Here is a 16403-nt window from a genome sequence, read left to right as displayed (position 1 = left end):
ATGTTCAACGACGCCAGCCAATGGACGACCAGATCGACCCCGCATCGAGCAGTGGGTCGACCAGATATCAAGCGAGCGCCATGAGCGGCGCCAACCTCCCCTGTCGGTAGCCTGCGCTCGGGCTGCCGGGCGCATAAATCGCACCGATTTTCTCGTTCGGTATCATCGGCTGACGCTATAGCGACTTTTTGCTTCTGGTCTGCAACAATGAGGTCGACACCCCATAACAACACAACGCCGGGTATCGGAAGCAAACGGACAGACCAGAATAAGGAAATTCTATGACCCCATTCTCCCTGTTGGCCCCCGCCATCGCCCGCGACGTGCTCGATCACGCGCTGGCGCTGGGTGCCGACTTCGCCGAGCTGTTTGTGGAGCGCAAGCGCCGCAGCCAGCTCAGCCTGCTCTCCAGCCAGATAGAAAACATCAGCGGCGGCCTCGATTTCGGCATCGGCGTGCGCCTGTGCTATGGCCACAAGGTGCTCTACGGCTACACCAACCTGGCCAGCCGCGATGAGCTGTTGCGCATCGTCAGCCTGCTGGCGGCCAAAGACCGGCGTGACCCCGTGGTGACCGCCACCGCCTTCGACTTCAGTCGCCTGAGCGATCGCAACCCGGTGGCCTTGCCGCTGTCGGCCGACAAGCTGCTGGAACAGAAGATCGCCTACCTGCACGCCATGGATGCCGCGGCCCGCGCCGAGAGCACCAAAGTGAGCCAGTTTGCCGGCAACGTGCTGGGCTGGGAGCAGGAGGTGGAGATCTTCAACAGCGAAGGGGTGCAGGTGAGCGATCGCCGCCACTACAACCGCATCATGGCCCAGACCATCGCCGCCCTTGGCAGCGAACAGAGCGTGGGCTATGAAGCCCCCGGCTCCATGATGGGCTGGGAACACGCCGCCGGCGTGGATCCCCGCGAGCTGGCCCTCACCGCCACCCGCCAGGCACTGGTGAAACTGGGCGCCGCCCCCTGCCCGAGCGGCAAGCTGCCGGTCATCATGGAGAGCGGCTTTGGCGGCGTCATCTTCCACGAGGCGTGCGGCCACCTGCTGGAGACCACCTCGGTGGCCAAGAAGGCCTCGGTGTTCCACGACAAGATGGGCCAGCTCATCGCCAATCCGGCGGTCAGCGCGGTGGACGAGGGGCTGCAGGGCAACGCCTGGGGTTCCATCAACGTCGATGACGAGGGGATGGCGACCCAGCACACCCAGCTCATCAAGGATGGCGTGCTGACCGGCTTCCTGGTGGACCGGATGGGGGCCCTGCGCACCGGCTACGCCCGTACCGGTTCCGGGCGCCGCGAATCCTACAAGTTCGCGCCGGCCTCGCGCATGCGCAACACCTACATAGAGCCGGGCCATCACAGCCTGGACGAGATGCTGGCGACCGTGGAGCATGGCATCTATGCCAAGCGGATGGGCGGTGGCTCGGTGCAGCCCGGCACCGGCGAGTTCAACTTCAACGTGCAGGAGGCCTACCTCATCGAGGGGGGCAAGATCACCCGACCGCTCAAGTCGGCCACCCTGATCGGCACCGGCCCGCAGGTATTGAAGGAGATCTCCATGGTGGGGCGCGATCTTGCCCTCTCCGCCGGCATGTGCGGCTCGGTCTCAGGCTCCATTCCAGCCTCCGTCGGCCAGCCGCCACTCAAGGTTGACAATATTCTGGTGGGGGGAAATGCCTGATGAGCCAACTCGACATGAACCAACTGCTTGCCCGCCTGCTGGACCAGGTCGCCGATCTCGGTGCCGAGGCGGACATCATCGCCAACCAGGACAAAGCCTTCTCCCTCAAGGCCGACAAGGGCGAGCTCAGCGAATACAAGGTCACCAGCAGCCAGCAGATCGGCATTCGGCTGATAAAAGAGGGCCGGGTCGGCATCGCCTATTCGGAATCCCTCGACCAGTCGGCGCAGGCCGCCATGCTGCAGGATGCGCTGGATGCCAGCCGCTTCGCCAAGGTGGACCCGGATCAGACCATCACCGTGCAGCAGAGCCGGCTCACCACCGACTGCGCCGAGATCAATCAGCCCGACACCACCCCAGTGGAGGAGAAGATTGCCCTGGCCCTGCGCCTCGAGTCGGACATGCTGGCGCTGCCGGACGTGACCGGCGCCCCCTACAACAGCTTCTTCGAGGGAGAGGGGCGGCTGTGGCTCGCCAACAGCCAGGGCAGCCTCTGCCAGCATCAGGCGTTCAGCGTCGGCTGCTACAGCTCCGCCCTAATCGAGCGCGACGGCCGTCAGTCCATGTTCTCCCAGGGGCAGTATGAGCGCCGCTTCGATGCACTGGACAGCCAGACCCTGATCCGCCAGATCCACGCCGTGGCCGATGGCCTGCTGGCGGGAGAAGCGGTGCCGAGCGGCCACTACAGCGCCATCTTCGACACCAATGCCCTGGCCAGCCTGTTCGGCTGCTTCCAGGCCGCCCTGTCTGGCAAGTGGGCCCAGCAGGGGATCAACCCCTGGCGCGACAAGCTGGGCCAAAGCGTGGCTTCTCGCTGGCTTACCCTGGAGAGTCGTGCCTATATGCCGGGGGGCATGAAGATCAAGGCGTTTGACGGCGAAGGGGCCGCCACTTCGGATCTCCTGCTCATCGGCGAGGGGGAGCTCAAGACCCTGCTGCACAACAGCGCCACCGCCCGCCACTTCGGCGTGACGAGCAACGGTGCAGCCGCCCGCAGTGCCCGCAGTGCCCTGGACGTAGCCCCTCGTCACCTGGTGTTCGGGCTCGGCCCCCACGGCGAGGCCGAGGTACAAAGCGGTGAGTACCTGGAGCTGGTCAAGCTGGACGGCCTGCACTCCGGGGCCGATGCGGTGAGCGGCGACTTCTCGTTCGGTGCCTCCGGCTTCCTCTGCCGAAATGGCGAGCGCGTGGCACCGGTACGCGGCATCACGGTGGCGGGCAACTTCTATCGTCTGCTCGGGGAGCTGGAAGCGGTCGGCAACCAGCTGCACCACGACGATGGCAAGGACTTCTATGCCCCGCTGATCCGCTTTGGCGGGCTCAGCATTGCCGGCAAATAAGAGGGGGAGCCTTACTCGGCTCTTCCCCCTTCAAGCGGCGCCATCAGGCGCCGCTTTTTTTATCCATGGCACCCCCCGACAGCCACTTCTAACCTCAAAGAGCCACCGACCGCGTTGGCCGGGAACTCTGGAGAATACGACGATGGACAACACCCTGGTCTGGGCCGACATTCCGACACGGGATCTGGATCGCGCCATGGACTTCTACTCGGCCCTGCTCGATGTGCAGGTCACCCCCATCCAGGAAGAGACCATGCGCTTTGCCATGCTGCGCCACGACGGCAGCAACGCGGCGGCCTGTCTCGGCCCCATGGACAAATATCACCAGCCCGGCGGTGCCGGTCCCCTCATCTATCTCTCCCTCGGTGACAGGCTGCAGGAAGCGGAACTGCTGGTCCCCCGGCTCGGCGGGCGGGTGCTGGAGCCTCTGCACAGCATCGGCAGTGGTCATGGCTCCCGGGTCATCATCGAGGATACCGAAGGCAACTGGCTGGCCCTCTATGCCCCACCAGCCAGCTGACGTCCGGATACGCAGAAACAACAACGGCGACCTGATGGTCGCCGTTGTTGTTTAACTGCACTTGCCGGCCATTACGCCTCTGGATTGAGGCGGGTCGGGATGCCGGTACGCTGTTCCAGCACCTGCTTGACCACGTTGGAATCGCTGTCAGAGTGGGCGATGAAGCGGGTGGTAGCCGGGGTCATGGGCAGCGGCACGGAGGCGGTGGAGTTGAACTCTTCCTCGGTGCGCGACAGCGGCTCGTGCACTTCCATGTAGCGGCCGCCATCCGGCTCGACCGTGGTCTTGACCGGCTGGTTGACGAACTGGACGCGGGTGCCGACCGGCACGTGATCGAACAGGTACTTGATGTCGTCGGCGCGCAGGCGCACGCAGCCGCTGCTCACCCGCAGACCGATGCCGAAGGTGGCGTTGGTGCCGTGGATGGCGTACAGGTTGCCGATGTAGAGCGCGTGCAGGCCCATGGGGTTGTCCGGGCCGGCCGGCCAGACCGCGGGCAGGGTCTTGCCCTGGGCGGCGTAGCGGCGACGGATATTCTCGGTCGGGGTCCAGGTCGGGTTGGCACGCTTGCGCTCAACCTTGGTGATCCAGTTCTCCGGGGTGTTGACCCCGAGCTGGCCGATGCCGATGGGCAGCACATGCACCACGTTCTTGCCCTTCGGGTAGTAGTAGAGACGCATCTCCGCCACGTTGATGACGATCCCTTCGCGGGGAGCGTTGGGCAGGATCAGCTGATGGGGAATGATCAGCGTGCTGCCCGCCTTGGGCAGGTAGGGGTCGACGCCCGGGTTGGCTTCCATGATGTTGGTCAGACCCAGCTGGAAGTCGGAGGCGATCTGCTCCAGCGGACGATTGTCTGCGGGCACCACGTATTCCTGGTTCTCACCGATCAGGCGGCTGTTGGCTGCAGGCAGCTGGTATTCAACGGCGGCGGCCTGCTGGCTGACCAGCGCCAGCGTACATAAAAGAGCCGAAGCGGCAATGCGAAGGGGATTCATAAAATTCCTGTATGGTTTCCTGTTCCTGTGGGCCTTTGCCCTGCTCATCATCGGTCTCTTGTGGGCCCGTCACCGGGGACCAACAACCGAGCGCGCATTCTTTCCCGAGCAGGGCAAAATTTCAACTTGGAGATGGTCTTTTTCGCCGAAAAGATCCATTTCACAGCCAACTCAGGGGCATCTTTCACCCCTTGCACTCTAGCAACCCCAGTCTGAGCGTAAAATGAACATGGCGCAGGCATGCCAAGACCGTCCCAAATTGCATGACGAGGCGGTCACGAGTACAATCTCGCACCCCGTATATCCGGAGTATCGAGTCACCTCCTGCTCCGATGTACCCCCATCGGATGGGCGTGCGTCGAAGACGGTCGCGCCACCGATGAACCCACACGACGCCATCAGGTGGCGCCGTCCTGATTTGCAATCAGATAAAAGAGTCCAACATGTTCAGACCAGAATTGCTCTCCCCTGCCGGGACCCTCAAGAACATGCGCTACGCCTATGCCTATGGCGCAGACGCCGTCTATGCGGGCCAGCCGCGCTACAGCCTGCGGGTGCGCAACAACGAATTCGATCACGAGAATCTGCAGCTCGGCATCAACGAGGCCCATGCCCTCGGCAAGCAGTTCTATGTGGTGGCCAACATCCAGCCCCACAACTCCAAGCTCAAGACCTTCATCCGCGACATGCGCCCCGTGGTGGATATGAAGCCGGATGCACTCATCATGTCCGACCCCGGCCTCATCATGATGATGCGCGAAGCCTTCCCCGACATGCCTATCCACCTCTCGGTGCAGGCCAACGCGGTCAACTGGGCCACGGTGAAGTTCTGGCATCAGATGGGCCTGACCCGTGCCATCCTCTCCCGCGAGCTGTCTCTCGACGAGATCGAGGAGATCCGCATGCAGGTGCCGGAGATGGAACTGGAAGTCTTCGTCCACGGGGCGCTGTGCATGGCCTACTCCGGCCGCTGCCTGCTCTCCGGCTACATCAACAAGCGTGACCCCAATCAGGGCACCTGCACCAACTCCTGCCGCTGGGAGTACAAGGTGCACGAGGGCAAGGAAGATGACGTGGGCCAGATCGTCCACCGCCAGGAGCCCATCGCCGTGCAAAAGGTGGATCCGACCCTGGGCGCAGGCAAGCCGACCGATGCCCTGGTGCTGCTGGAGGAGTCCAACCGCCCGGGCGAGTTCATGACCGCGTTTGAAGACGAGCACGGCACCTACATCATGAACTCCAAGGATCTGCGCGCCGTCGAGCACGTCGAGCGCCTGACCAAAATGGGCGTTCATTCGCTGAAAATCGAAGGCCGTACCAAGTCCTTCTACTACTGCGCCCGTACCGCCCAGGTCTATCGCAAGGCCATCGACGATGCGGTGGCTGGCCGTCCATTCGATCCGACCCTGATGGGCACCCTCGAGAACCTGGCCCACCGCGGCTACACCGAGGGCTTCCTGCGCCGTCACAACCACAGCGAATACCAGAACTACGACTACGGTTACTCCGTCTCCGACACCCAGCAGTTCGTCGGCGAGATCACCGGTCGCAACGGTGACATGGTCGAGGTCGAGGTGAAGAACAAGTTCCTGCTGGGCAACAGCCTGGAGCTGATGACCCCCCAGGGCAACCTCAGCTTCAACCTGGAGCAGATGCAGAACCGCAAGGGCGAGCTCATCGACACCGCACCGGGCAACGGCCACGTGGTCTACGTGCCGGTTCCCAAGGAGATCGACGTGAATTACGGCATCCTGCTGCGCAACCTCGGCGAGCGCGAGGATACCCGTCAACCTCACTCGGCGGCCTGAGATGGCACTGCTCATCACCGACAAGTGCATCAACTGTGACATGTGCGATCCGGAGTGTCCGAACCAGGCCATCGCCCTGGGGAGCAAGATCTACGAGATAGACCCGGATCGCTGCACCGAATGCGTCGGCCACTATGAGAAGCCGACCTGCATCAGCGTCTGCCCCATCGACTGCATCATCTGGGATCCCGCCCACGTGGAAACCGAAGATCAGCTGATGGAAAAGTTTGTGCGGATGCACAGGCAGTAGCAGTAGCAGTAGCAGTAACACCTGCATCAGCGTCTGCTCTACAGGGACTGCCTCCTCCGGGATCCCGTCCATAGGTTGGAAACCGAAGATCAGCTGATGGAGAAATTCGTGCGGATGCACAGGCAGTAGCTGTAGCACCTGCATCAGCGTCTGCGCCCCATGGACGGCATCCTCCGGGATCCCGTCCATAGGGTGGAAACCGAAGATCAGTTGATAGAGAAGTTCGTGCGGATGTACAGGCAGTAAGCCTGTATCAGCGTCTGCGCCCCATGGACGGCATCCTCCGGGATCCCGTCCATAGGGTGGAAACCGAAGATCAGTTGATGGAGAAATTCGTGCGGATGCACAGGCAGTCCGCGTCTGACACGCGCGGAGTGCATTATCCAAAAATAGAAAAAGCCGGGCATGCCCGGCTTTTTCTATTGCGCTGCCCTTCCCTCAGGGTTTGACCAGTTTTTGCAGCGCCTCGAGTTCGCGCTGGGCTTCCAGCAACTCGGCCTGGGACTCCTCCAGCTTGGACTGCTTCTTGGCAATCTTGTCCGGCTTGCCCGATACCCGTGCGCTCTGCAACTCGGCCAGCCGCTCTTCCACTTCTTCCCTCTGCTTGACCACCTTGCGTTGCTGCTCCTCAAGGAGCCCGGCATCGGTACAATGGGCCTCCAGGTTGCGCAGTGCCCGCTCAAGGCCGGCTACCTGCTCCTGGTTGTTGTGCGCCCTGGCGAACGCAAGCTGATCCGTCACGGCCTGCTGTCTGGCCTTGCAGCCGATGTTTTCACTACCATAGGCTTGTCCGGCCAACAACAATAAGCCTATTCCGGCGATCTTCCACATAACAACCTCTTTGTTCTGTCATACTGGATGGCCGTCCATGAGACCTGACTCCCTGTGTGAGGTCAAGACACACGGGGCCGGGCTACGACAGAGTGTGCTCTGCATCATGCCGGGCCGCTTTCGCCAAAGCTACAATGGCCCTTTCAATCAGGAGAGCCACATGACCCAACACATTCTCATCATTGCCAACGGCGCCCCCTATGGCAGCGAGTCCCTGTTCAATGCCCTGCGCCTCGGCATCGCCCTCAAAGAGGAGGGAAAGGTAGACCTCAACCTCTTCCTGATGTCGGATGCCGTCACTGCTGCTCTGGCCGGGCAGGCTCCGGCCGAGGGCTACAACCTGCGCCAGATGCTGGAGATACTGCTGGCTCAGGGCACCCGGATCCGGCTTTGCAAGAGCTGCACCGATGCGCGCGGCATCACCCCGCTACCCCTTGTCGAGGGCATAGAGATAGGCACCCTCCCCTTGCTGGCCCAATGGACTCTGGCCGCCGACAAGGTGCTGACCTTCTAGCCGTCAGGGCCCGACCCGGGCCAGCGCAGGGCGCGAGGTCCGGGTACTCAGACCATAGAGCATCAGGATCACCAGGCAGAGCAGCGCCATCAGGGCGTAAAGCCAGCTCCCGCCCCAGTGGGCCAGCACCCAGCCTCCCAGCAAGGCCCCCATGGCCACCCCGAGTCCGGAGATGGAGGCCGCCCCGAAATAGCTCCCCTTCAAATGACCAGGCGCCATCTGATCGATCAGCACATTGAGCAAGGGGAAGAGGATGCACTCCCCGACGCTCAGGAGGATCACCGCCACTATCCAGTGCCACCAGATGGCGGTATCCCCCAGCGCAAACTGCAACTGGGCGCCGAGAAAGAGCGCCACCCCGAGTTGCAGCTTGCGCCGCGTGGACCAGCGGGCAGTCAGGTGCAGCAGGGGGAACTGCAGCATCACTATGGTCAGCGCGTTGGTCGTCACCAGCCAGCCGATGAGCCGCTCCACCTCCGGCGTCCCCGCGCGGGTCAGATACTGGATGAGGGGCGACTCGAACTGTGCATAGACCAGCATCAGCAGCAGATTGGCCATGATCAGCAGCAGAAACCCCCTGTCCTGCCAGAGCACCCGCAGCACGGCACGCATGCCGGGCCCGGCCGCCTGGCTGGTGTGGCAACCCGCCAGCCTGAACCCGATGACAAAGACGATGCCAAGCAGCAGATAGCTGGCACTGAGCAACAGGAAGGTCTCCTGACGCGCGCTCAGGCCATAGGTGACGCCGAGCAGAGGACCGATGGCCGCCCCCAGGTTGAGCAGGAAATAACGCAGGTGCAGCGCCAGCTCACGGGCTTTGGGCTCGGCCAGATTGTCAGCCATCAGTGCCTTGCCCGGTGAGTCGATGAGTCCGTAGGAGAGTCCGCTGCCGATCACCCCGAGTGCCAGCCAGCCCACCTGGTGGGAGAGGCCGAGCAGGGCGACGCTCAGGGCGGACACCAGGCAGCCGAACAACAGGATGTTGCGCCGCCCCCATTTGTCCGAGAGCCAGCCGCCATAGAAGCTGACGAGAGTGGAAAGCGCCGCCGTGGCCCCCAGGATGGCGCCTATCAGGGTCGCCGAAAGTCCGTAGTCACGGTAGAGCAGGATGGAGAGAAAGGGCCAGACCATGAAGAAGGTGGTACGCACCATGAAAGTGCCCAGGATGACGCTCCAGACCAGGGAAGGAAACTGCCTGAGGTAGGCCCATGACATGCTGCAATTCCTTTTGCCAACGAAGCGGGATCGTCCCTTATATCAAGGGGCGCCAAAAGGAACAAGGAGACAATCTGCGCCATGCCGGGCGACAGGCACAAAAAAGCCGACCCAAGGGTCGCAATGCTGTTCAGATAAGCACTTTTTTGACTGATTATTCATAAATTGGATTTGAGTTGAGGGGGCAAGGCTGTGTCCAGTCGATCTTCCTCCAGCCTTTATCCAGCGGGGCTTGCAATAGAAAGAGGGAGGCATCATGCCTCCCTCGATTTTTTGTCCTGATACTACGTGGACTGGAACTCAAATTCTCTTAAGTGAACAGCATTGGACCCAAGGGTCGGCTCTTTCACATACGGCAGCCTTATTCGGCAGCCGGCTCTTCGACGGCAACGGCAGCAGGAGCAGCAGCCGCTTCGGTCGGTGCGTTCGCTTCCTTGATGGAGAGACGCACACGGCCCTGACGGTCCACTTCCAGTACCTTCACCTTCACCACGTCGCCGATTTTCAGGAAGTCGGCCACGTTCTGCACGCGGGCATCGGTGATCTGGGAGATATGCACCAGACCGTCTTTACCCGGCAGGATGTTGACGAAGGCGCCGAAGTCAGCCAGGCGCACGACCTTGCCTTCGTAGATGCGGTTCACTTCGATCTCGGCGGTGATGGCCTCGATGCGACGGATCGCTTCCATGGCGGCTTCGTTGGCCACGGCGGAGATGCGAACGGTACCGTCATCATCCAGCTCGATGTTGGTGCCGGTCTCTTCGGTCAGGGCGCGGATCACGGAACCACCCTTGCCGATCACGTCCTTGATCTTTTCAGGATTGATCTTGATAGTATGGATGCGCGGTGCGAAATCGGAGATCTGAGCACGGGGAGCCTGGATAGCTTCGTCCATCACTTTCAGGATGTGCAGACGAGCGCCACGAGCTTGCTTCAGCGCAATCTCCATGATCTCTTTGGTGATGCCTTCGATCTTGATGTCCATCTGCAGCGCGGTCACACCTTCGCTGGTACCGGCTACCTTGAAGTCCATGTCGCCCAGGTGATCTTCGTCACCCAGGATGTCGGACAGCACGACGAAACCTTCTTCTTCCTTCACCAGACCCATGGCGATACCGGCAACGGAGGCCTTGATCGGCACACCGGCATCCATCAGCGCCAGGGAGGAACCACAGACAGACGCCATGGAGGAGGAACCGTTGGATTCGGTGATTTCAGAGACCACGCGCACCACGTACGGGAACTCGGCGGCGCTCGGCATCACGGCAGCAACGCCGCGCTTGGCCAGACGGCCGTGACCGATCTCACGACGCTTCGGGCTGCCCATCATGCCGGTCTCGCCGACGCAGTAGGGCGGGAAGTTGTAGTGCAGCATGAAGCGATCGGCGCGGTTGCCGGTCAGCTCGTCGATGTTCTGGGCGTCACGCTCGGTACCCAGAGTGGCGACCACGATGGCCTGGGTTTCACCACGGGTGAACAGGGCAGAACCGTGGGCACGGGGCAGAATGCCGGTACCGACGGAGAGGGCGCGGATCATTTCCGGATCGCGACCGTCGATACGCGGCTCACCACGTACGACGCGACCACGGACGATGCGGCTCTCCAGGCTGTGGAACTCTTCGCCGATCTTCTTGGCATCTTCTTCCACGCCGGATGCGATGACTTGCTCGACCACGCGGCCCTTGATGGCAGCGATGGTTTCGTAACGAACAGCCTTCTCGGTGATACGGTAGGCTTCACCCAGTTCAGCGGTGGCCAGTTCGGCAACTTTGGCTTTCAGCGCTTCGTTGACGGCAGGCGGGGTCCAGTCCCAGGGCTTGGTACCGACGTCGGCAGCGAATTCGTTGATGGCGTTGATCACGGTCTGCATCTGCTCGTGACCGTAGACCACGGCGCCCAGCATCACCTCCTCGGAGAGGATGGCCGCTTCGGATTCCACCATCAGCACCGCATTGGCAGTACCGGCAACCACCAGATCCAGATCGCTCTGGGGCAGTTCGGTGGTGGTCGGGTTCAGCACGTACTGGCCGTTCATGTAACCCACGCGGGCTGCACCGATCGGGCCGCCGAACGGGATGCCGGAGATGGCCAGGGCCGCGGAGGCACCGATCATGGCAACGATGTCGGGAGAAACGGCCGGGTTCACGGACATGACGGTGGCAACCACCTGAACCTCATTGAGGAAGCCTTCCGGGAACAGCGGACGGATGGGACGGTCGATCAGACGGGAGATGAGGGTCTCACCCTCGCTCGGACGGCCTTCACGACGGAAGAAACCACCCGGGATACGACCAGCAGCATAGGTACGCTCCTGATAGTTGACGGTCAGCGGGAAGAAATCACGGCCGTGATCGGCCTCTTTCTTGCCAACGACAGTCACGAAGACACAGGTATCGTCCATGCTGACCATGACGGCCGCAGTGGCTTGACGGGCCATCACACCGGTTTCCAGTGTGACGGTGTGTTGACCGTACTGGAATGACTTTACAATAGGATTCACGTGAATTTCCTTTTAACAATTTGGCGCTTTAAATTCGCGTGCAAGTATACTTGATTCGCATCAAAAGGTAAGCGCGGACGTCAATTCTGTGAGGCAGGCAACGGCCTGCATCCTGTTTGAAACGGGCAATAAAAAAGGGGAACCTCGCGGTTCCCCTTTTTTGCGAAATCTGATGGTCGATTAACGACGCAGACCCAGCTTGGCGATCAGAGCAGCGTAGCGCTGAACGTCTTTACGCTTCAGGTAGTCCAGCAGCTTACGACGCTGGGAAACCATGCGCAGCAGACCGCGACGACCGTGGTGATCCTTGGCGTGCTCCTTGAAGTGACCTTGCAGATGGTTGATCTGGGCAGTCAGCAGGGCAACTTGCACTTCGGGGGAACCGGTGTCGTTGGCGCCACGAGCGTTGTCGGCAACGATTTGAGCTTTGATCTCAGCATTTAGAGACATGGTATTACTCCAGTAGAGTGTTTAAAGGTTCACAGCCAATCTCTAATTCAGCCGTGAAATGAGGGCGGTATCATAATCGTCCCGGCCCCTTTTCGCAACGGGAAAGACGCGTGACAGACCGATACCACCTGAGGATCACTCCTCGTCATGGTAGCGAACCAGACGCTTGGGCGCCACGCGCCCCTCGTCATCGATCTCGCCAACCCCGATGAATTCGCGCTCCGGGCCAACCGTCATGCGGACCTGGCCACTTTGGGGGCTACCTGCCACCTGCACGGCCTGACCCTGGTTCACATAGGCGGCCACGGCGACCAGCATGTTCACCTCGGGCAGAGAGGCCACAGCGGTGTCCATCGGCAGCAACAGGGGATCCAGCTGCTCCCGTGGCGGAATGCTTTCGGCCTTGGCCTGCTCGAAGATACACTCGAGCTGCTCCAGGGTCAGCATCCGCTCGTAGGGGTAGCTCGCCACCTGGGTGCGACGCAGCTGGGTGACGTGAGCGCCACAGCCCAGCACTTCCCCCAGATCGTCTACCAGGGAGCGGATATAGGTACCCTTGCTGCAATGCACTTCCAGCTTCACCTCGTCCCCCTCGAAGCCGAGCAGCTTGAGTTCGAAGATGGTGATGGGACGGGCTTCCCGCTCGATCTCGATCCCTTCACGGGCATATTCGTAGAGCGGGCGGCCGTTGTGCTTGAGGGCGGAGTACATGGACGGCACCTGCATGATGGGGCCGCGGAACTGGTCCAGCGCCTCGATCAGGGTGCCCACCGCCACGTTCACCGGGCGGGTGGAAACCACCTCGCCGTCGGAGTCACTGGTATTGGTGCGCTCGCCCAGCTTGGCGGTCACCTCATAGCGCTTGTCCGCTTCCAGCAGATACTGGGAGAACTTGGTGGCCTCCCCGAGGCAGATCGGCAACATGCCGGTGGCCAGGGGGTCCAGGGCGCCGGTATGGCCAGCCTTGGCGGCGTTGTAGATCCGCTTGACCTTCTGCAACACATCGTTGGAAGTCAGGCCGGTCGGTTTGTCCAGCAGCAGGATGCCGTGTACGTCACGGCCTTTGAAACGACGTCTACGAGACATCTCAGGCGTTATCCTCAGTCGTGTCATCCGGTGCGGATTGCTCTTCGTCACGACCGGCTTCAGTCATGCGACGCTTGTCTTCACGCACAGTGTTGGTCACCAGGTTGGAGAGGCGCATCCCCTCGACCAGGGTCTGGTCGTAGTAGAAACGCAGCTCGGGCACCACCCGCAGACGCATGGCGCTGCCCAGCAGGCTGCGGATGTAACCGGCAGCCTCGGTCAGGCCCTTGAGCCCTTCCTTGATGCGCTCGGCGTCATTCTCCAGTTGCAAGAAGGTGACATAAACCTTGGCATAGTTGAGGTCCTTGGAGACCTCCACGTCGGAGACGGTCACCATGCCGATGCGCGGGTCTTTCACCTCGCGCTGCAGGATCAGCGCGATTTCACGCTGGATCTGCTGCCCGACCCGACGGGTCCGGCTGAATTCTCTGGCCATATTCTATCCTGCGATAAAAGGGGGCCGCGGCCCCCTATTTTGTCTAACGCTCGGCTTACAGAGTCCGCTGGATTTCAACGGTCTCGTACACCTCGATCTGGTCGCCTTCACGCACGTCGTTGTAGTTCTTGACCGCGATACCACACTCGTAGCCGTTGCGAACTTCGTTGACGTCATCCTTGAAGCGGCGCAGGGATTCCAGCTCGCCTTCATAGATAACCACGTTGTCACGCAGAACGCGAATGCGGTTGGAACGCTTGACCACACCTTCGGTAACCATACAGCCGGCAACGGCGCCGAACTTCGGCGACTTGAAGACGCTACGCACTTCAGCCAGACCGATGATCTCCTGACGATACTCAGGAGCCAGCTTGCCGCTCATGGCCTGCTTCACTTCGTCGATCAGGTCATAGATGACGGAGTAGTAACGCAGATCCAGGCTCTCGGATTCGATGACCTTGCGCGCAGAAGCGTCGGCACGGACGTTGAAGCCCACCAGGATGGCGCTGGAAGCCGCGGCCAGGGTCGCGTCGGTTTCGGTGATGCCACCTACGCCGGAACCCACGATCTTCACCTTCACTTCGTCGGTGGAGAGTTTGACCAGCGCATCGCAGATCGCTTCCACAGAGCCTTGTACATCGGCCTTGATCACCACGTTCACTTCGGACACTTCGCCCTCAGTCATGTTGGCAAACATGTTTTCCAGCTTGGCCTTCTGCTGGCGAGCCAGCTTGACTTCGCGGAACTTGCCCTGACGGTAGAGCGCCACTTCACGGGCTTTCTTCTCGTCACGCACGACCGTGGCTTCGTCACCGGCAGAGGGAACGCCGGACAGACCCAGAATTTCCACTGGCAGAGAGGGACCTGCTTCCTTGATCTCGCGACCCAGTTCGTCACGCATGGCGCGAACCCGGCCGTACTCAAGACCACACAGCACAATGTCGCCCTGACGCAGAGTGCCTTCCTGTACCAGCACGGTGGCAACCGGACCACGACCTTTATCCAGGAAGGATTCGATCACGACGCCGTTGGCCATGCCGTCAACCACCGCTTTCAGCTCCAGGACTTCGGCCTGGATCAGGATGGCTTCCAGCAGGTCGTCGATGCCTTCGCCAGACTTGGCGGAGACGTGCACGAACTGGCAATCGCCACCCCACTCTTCGGACATGACGTTGTAACGGGCCAGCTCGGTCTTGACGCGATCCGGATCCGCTTCAGGCTTGTCGATCTTGTTCACCGCAACAACCAGCGGCACACCGGCCGCCTTGGCGTGCTGGATAGCTTCGATGGTTTGCGGCATCACGCCGTCGTCAGCTGCAACAACCAGCACAACGATGTCGGTCGCCTTGGCACCACGAGCACGCATGGAGGTAAACGCCGCGTGACCCGGGGTATCCAGGAAGGTGATCATGCCGCTGTCGGTCTGTACGTGGTACGCACCGATGTGCTGGGTAATGCCACCGGCTTCGCCTGCGGCGACCTTGGCTTTACGGATATAGTCCAGCAGCGAGGTCTTGCCGTGGTCGACGTGACCCATGATGGTCACGACCGGCGCACGCGGCTTGGCTTCGGAGGTCTCGTCACGATCGCTAAGTACCGCCTCTTCCAGCTCGTTCTCACGGCGCAGCACTACCTTGTGACCCATCTCCTCGGCGACCAGCTGAGCGGTCTCCTGGTCGATCACCTGGTTGATGGTGGCCATGGCACCCATCTTCATCATCACCTTGATGACTTCAACGCCCTTGACGGCCATCTTGTTGGCGAGCTCCGCCACTGTGATGGTCTCGCCGATGACGACGTCACGGTTGACCACGGCAGCCGGCTTGTTGAAGCCGTGTTTCATGGCGTTCGGCATGGCCATCTTGCCACGCTTGCCTTTGCGGGCACGGGGATCGCGGGAGTTGCGGTCATTGCGGTCGTCTTCGCGACGGCCGACCTTCTTCGGCGCCTTGGCAGCGGCAGCCGTGCGACGGCTGGTCTCTTCCTTACGATCCAACTCATCTTCGGCCGCTTGCGCGTGCTTGTTGGTGGTCAGATGGTAATCGCTGCTCTCTTTGGCGCGAGCCGCTTCTTCTTCAGCCCAGCGGGCCGCATTCTGTTCCGCCATGATGCGAGCCTCTTCGGCTTTCTTCGCGGCGAGTTCTTCAGCTTTTTGCAAAGCTGTCTGTTCCTGTTGGCGCTTCAGTTCTTCTGCTTCGCGCTTGGCCATCTTTTCTGCCTCTTGCTGAGCTGTGCTAACGGCTGCTTTGGCGGGCTGTTGAGCCTGTCGAGCCTTCTGTTGTGCCTCGATCCGCGCCTTTTCCTCAGCTTCACGACGAGCCTGCTCAGCCTCACGGCGAGCCTTCTCTTCAGCGTCGAGGCGGGCCTTCTCTTCGGCCTCGCGACGAGCTTTTTCTTCTGCTTCCAAACGCGCTGTTTCCTCGGCTTCCGCCTGGCGCTGTTCATCTTCCAGCGCCGAGCGTCTTACATAGGTGCGAGACTTGCGCACTTCTACCTGCACTTCCTTGTTCTTGCCACCAGTCCCCTGAACACTCAGGGTGCTCTTGGTCTTGCGCTGCAAGGTCATGCGAGCAGGTGCGGTGACCTCGTCACCTCCATGCTGTTTCTTCAGATGTGCCAGCAGAGTCTGTTTCTCAGACTCGCTGACCATGTCGTCGGCCTTGCTCTTCACGATGCCGGCATCGACAAACTGCTGGAGAAGACGATCAACCGGCGTGTCGATGTCAGTGGCAAGTTGCTTAACTGATACTTCTGCCATTCATTTTCCTCCGTT

The 16403-nt window shown here is 61.2% G+C and carries 14 protein-coding genes and 1 pseudogene; 7 read left to right on the top strand and 8 right to left on the bottom strand.

From position 1 onward, the window contains the following. Positions 1-281: 281 nt before the first annotated feature. The 3 genes from PG896_RS02230 (at position 282) to PG896_RS02220 (ending at position 3542) form a co-directional block, all read left to right on the top strand. The gene (locus PG896_RS02230) at positions 282-1682 is read left to right on the top strand and encodes a TldD/PmbA family protein (protein WP_161469856.1); all 1401 of its coding nucleotides are present in this window, start codon (positions 282-284) and stop codon (positions 1680-1682) included. After that, on the top strand, positions 1682-3022 hold the full coding sequence (locus PG896_RS02225) for a TldD/PmbA family protein (RefSeq protein ID WP_161469855.1): 1341 nt from the start codon (positions 1682-1684) through the stop codon (positions 3020-3022). Before PG896_RS02230 ends, PG896_RS02225 begins: the two co-directional genes overlap by 1 nt. 142 nt (positions 3023-3164) lie before the next feature. Further along, on the top strand, positions 3165-3542 hold the full coding sequence (locus PG896_RS02220) for a VOC family protein (RefSeq protein ID WP_010673739.1): 378 nt from the start codon (positions 3165-3167) through the stop codon (positions 3540-3542). 71 nt (positions 3543-3613) lie between these two features. Here the strand turns inward: PG896_RS02220 and PG896_RS02215 are convergent, their stop codons facing one another. After that, complete coding sequence (locus PG896_RS02215) at positions 3614-4540, bottom strand: L,D-transpeptidase family protein (RefSeq protein WP_103243614.1); 927 nt, start codon at positions 4538-4540, stop codon at positions 3614-3616. Between the two features lie 443 nt (positions 4541-4983). Between PG896_RS02215 and trhP the strand changes: the two genes are divergently transcribed. The 3 genes and pseudogenes from trhP to PG896_RS21130 form a co-directional block, all read left to right on the top strand. Further along, the gene (trhP, locus tag PG896_RS02210) at positions 4984-6348 is read left to right on the top strand and encodes a prephenate-dependent tRNA uridine(34) hydroxylase TrhP (RefSeq protein WP_010675357.1); all 1365 of its coding nucleotides are present in this window, start codon (positions 4984-4986) and stop codon (positions 6346-6348) included. A gap of 1 nt (position 6349) precedes the next feature. Continuing rightward, positions 6350-6598, top strand: a complete 249-nt coding sequence (locus PG896_RS02205) for a YfhL family 4Fe-4S dicluster ferredoxin (RefSeq protein ID WP_041212510.1) — start codon at positions 6350-6352, stop codon at positions 6596-6598. Positions 6599-6847: 249 nt separating this feature from the next. Further along, positions 6848-6951: pseudogene (locus PG896_RS21130) on the top strand (YfhL family 4Fe-4S dicluster ferredoxin); the annotation flags it as partial. 85 nt (positions 6952-7036) lie between these two features. Here the strand turns inward: PG896_RS21130 and PG896_RS02200 are convergent. Further along, complete coding sequence (locus PG896_RS02200) at positions 7037-7429, bottom strand: DUF1090 domain-containing protein (RefSeq protein ID WP_039041125.1); 393 nt, start codon at positions 7427-7429, stop codon at positions 7037-7039. Between the two features lie 160 nt (positions 7430-7589). On the opposite strand from PG896_RS02200, the gene PG896_RS02195 reads away from it, so the two are divergent. Next, positions 7590-7943 carry a DsrE/DsrF/TusD sulfur relay family protein gene (locus tag PG896_RS02195; RefSeq protein ID WP_010675361.1) on the top strand — a complete coding sequence of 118 codons (354 nt, stop codon included), beginning with the start codon at positions 7590-7592 and terminating at the stop codon, positions 7941-7943. Positions 7944-7946: 3 nt separating this feature from the next. On the opposite strand, the gene PG896_RS02190 is transcribed toward PG896_RS02195, so the two are convergent. The 6 genes from PG896_RS02190 to infB all read right to left on the bottom strand — a co-directional run bounded on the left by PG896_RS02190 (position 7947) and on the right by infB (position 16388). Beyond that, entirely contained in the window at positions 7947-9158 is a 1212-nt protein-coding gene (locus PG896_RS02190; protein WP_201955643.1) for an MDR family MFS transporter, read from the bottom strand. A gap of 361 nt (positions 9159-9519) precedes the next feature. Continuing rightward, on the bottom strand, positions 9520-11658 hold the full coding sequence (gene pnp, locus PG896_RS02185) for a polyribonucleotide nucleotidyltransferase (protein ID WP_029314766.1): 2139 nt from the start codon (positions 11656-11658) through the stop codon (positions 9520-9522). A gap of 180 nt (positions 11659-11838) precedes the next feature. Then, entirely contained in the window at positions 11839-12108 is a 270-nt protein-coding gene (gene rpsO / locus PG896_RS02180; RefSeq protein WP_010675364.1) for a 30S ribosomal protein S15, read from the bottom strand. Positions 12109-12243: 135 nt separating this feature from the next. Continuing rightward, complete coding sequence (truB, locus tag PG896_RS02175) at positions 12244-13194, bottom strand: tRNA pseudouridine(55) synthase TruB (protein ID WP_010675365.1); 951 nt, start codon at positions 13192-13194, stop codon at positions 12244-12246. A gap of 1 nt (position 13195) precedes the next feature. Next, on the bottom strand, positions 13196-13630 hold the full coding sequence (gene rbfA, locus PG896_RS02170) for a 30S ribosome-binding factor RbfA (RefSeq protein ID WP_010675366.1): 435 nt from the start codon (positions 13628-13630) through the stop codon (positions 13196-13198). Positions 13631-13685: 55 nt separating this feature from the next. Continuing rightward, complete coding sequence (gene infB, locus PG896_RS02165; RefSeq protein ID WP_029314767.1) at positions 13686-16388, bottom strand: translation initiation factor IF-2; 2703 nt, start codon at positions 16386-16388, stop codon at positions 13686-13688. Positions 16389-16403 lie beyond the last annotated feature (15 nt).

The sequence above is a fragment of the Aeromonas sp. QDB30 genome (genome assembly GCF_027707645.1).
GTDB lineage: Bacteria > Pseudomonadota > Gammaproteobacteria > Enterobacterales > Aeromonadaceae > Aeromonas > Aeromonas caviae.
This window is presented reverse-complemented; position numbering and strand designations above follow the sequence as displayed.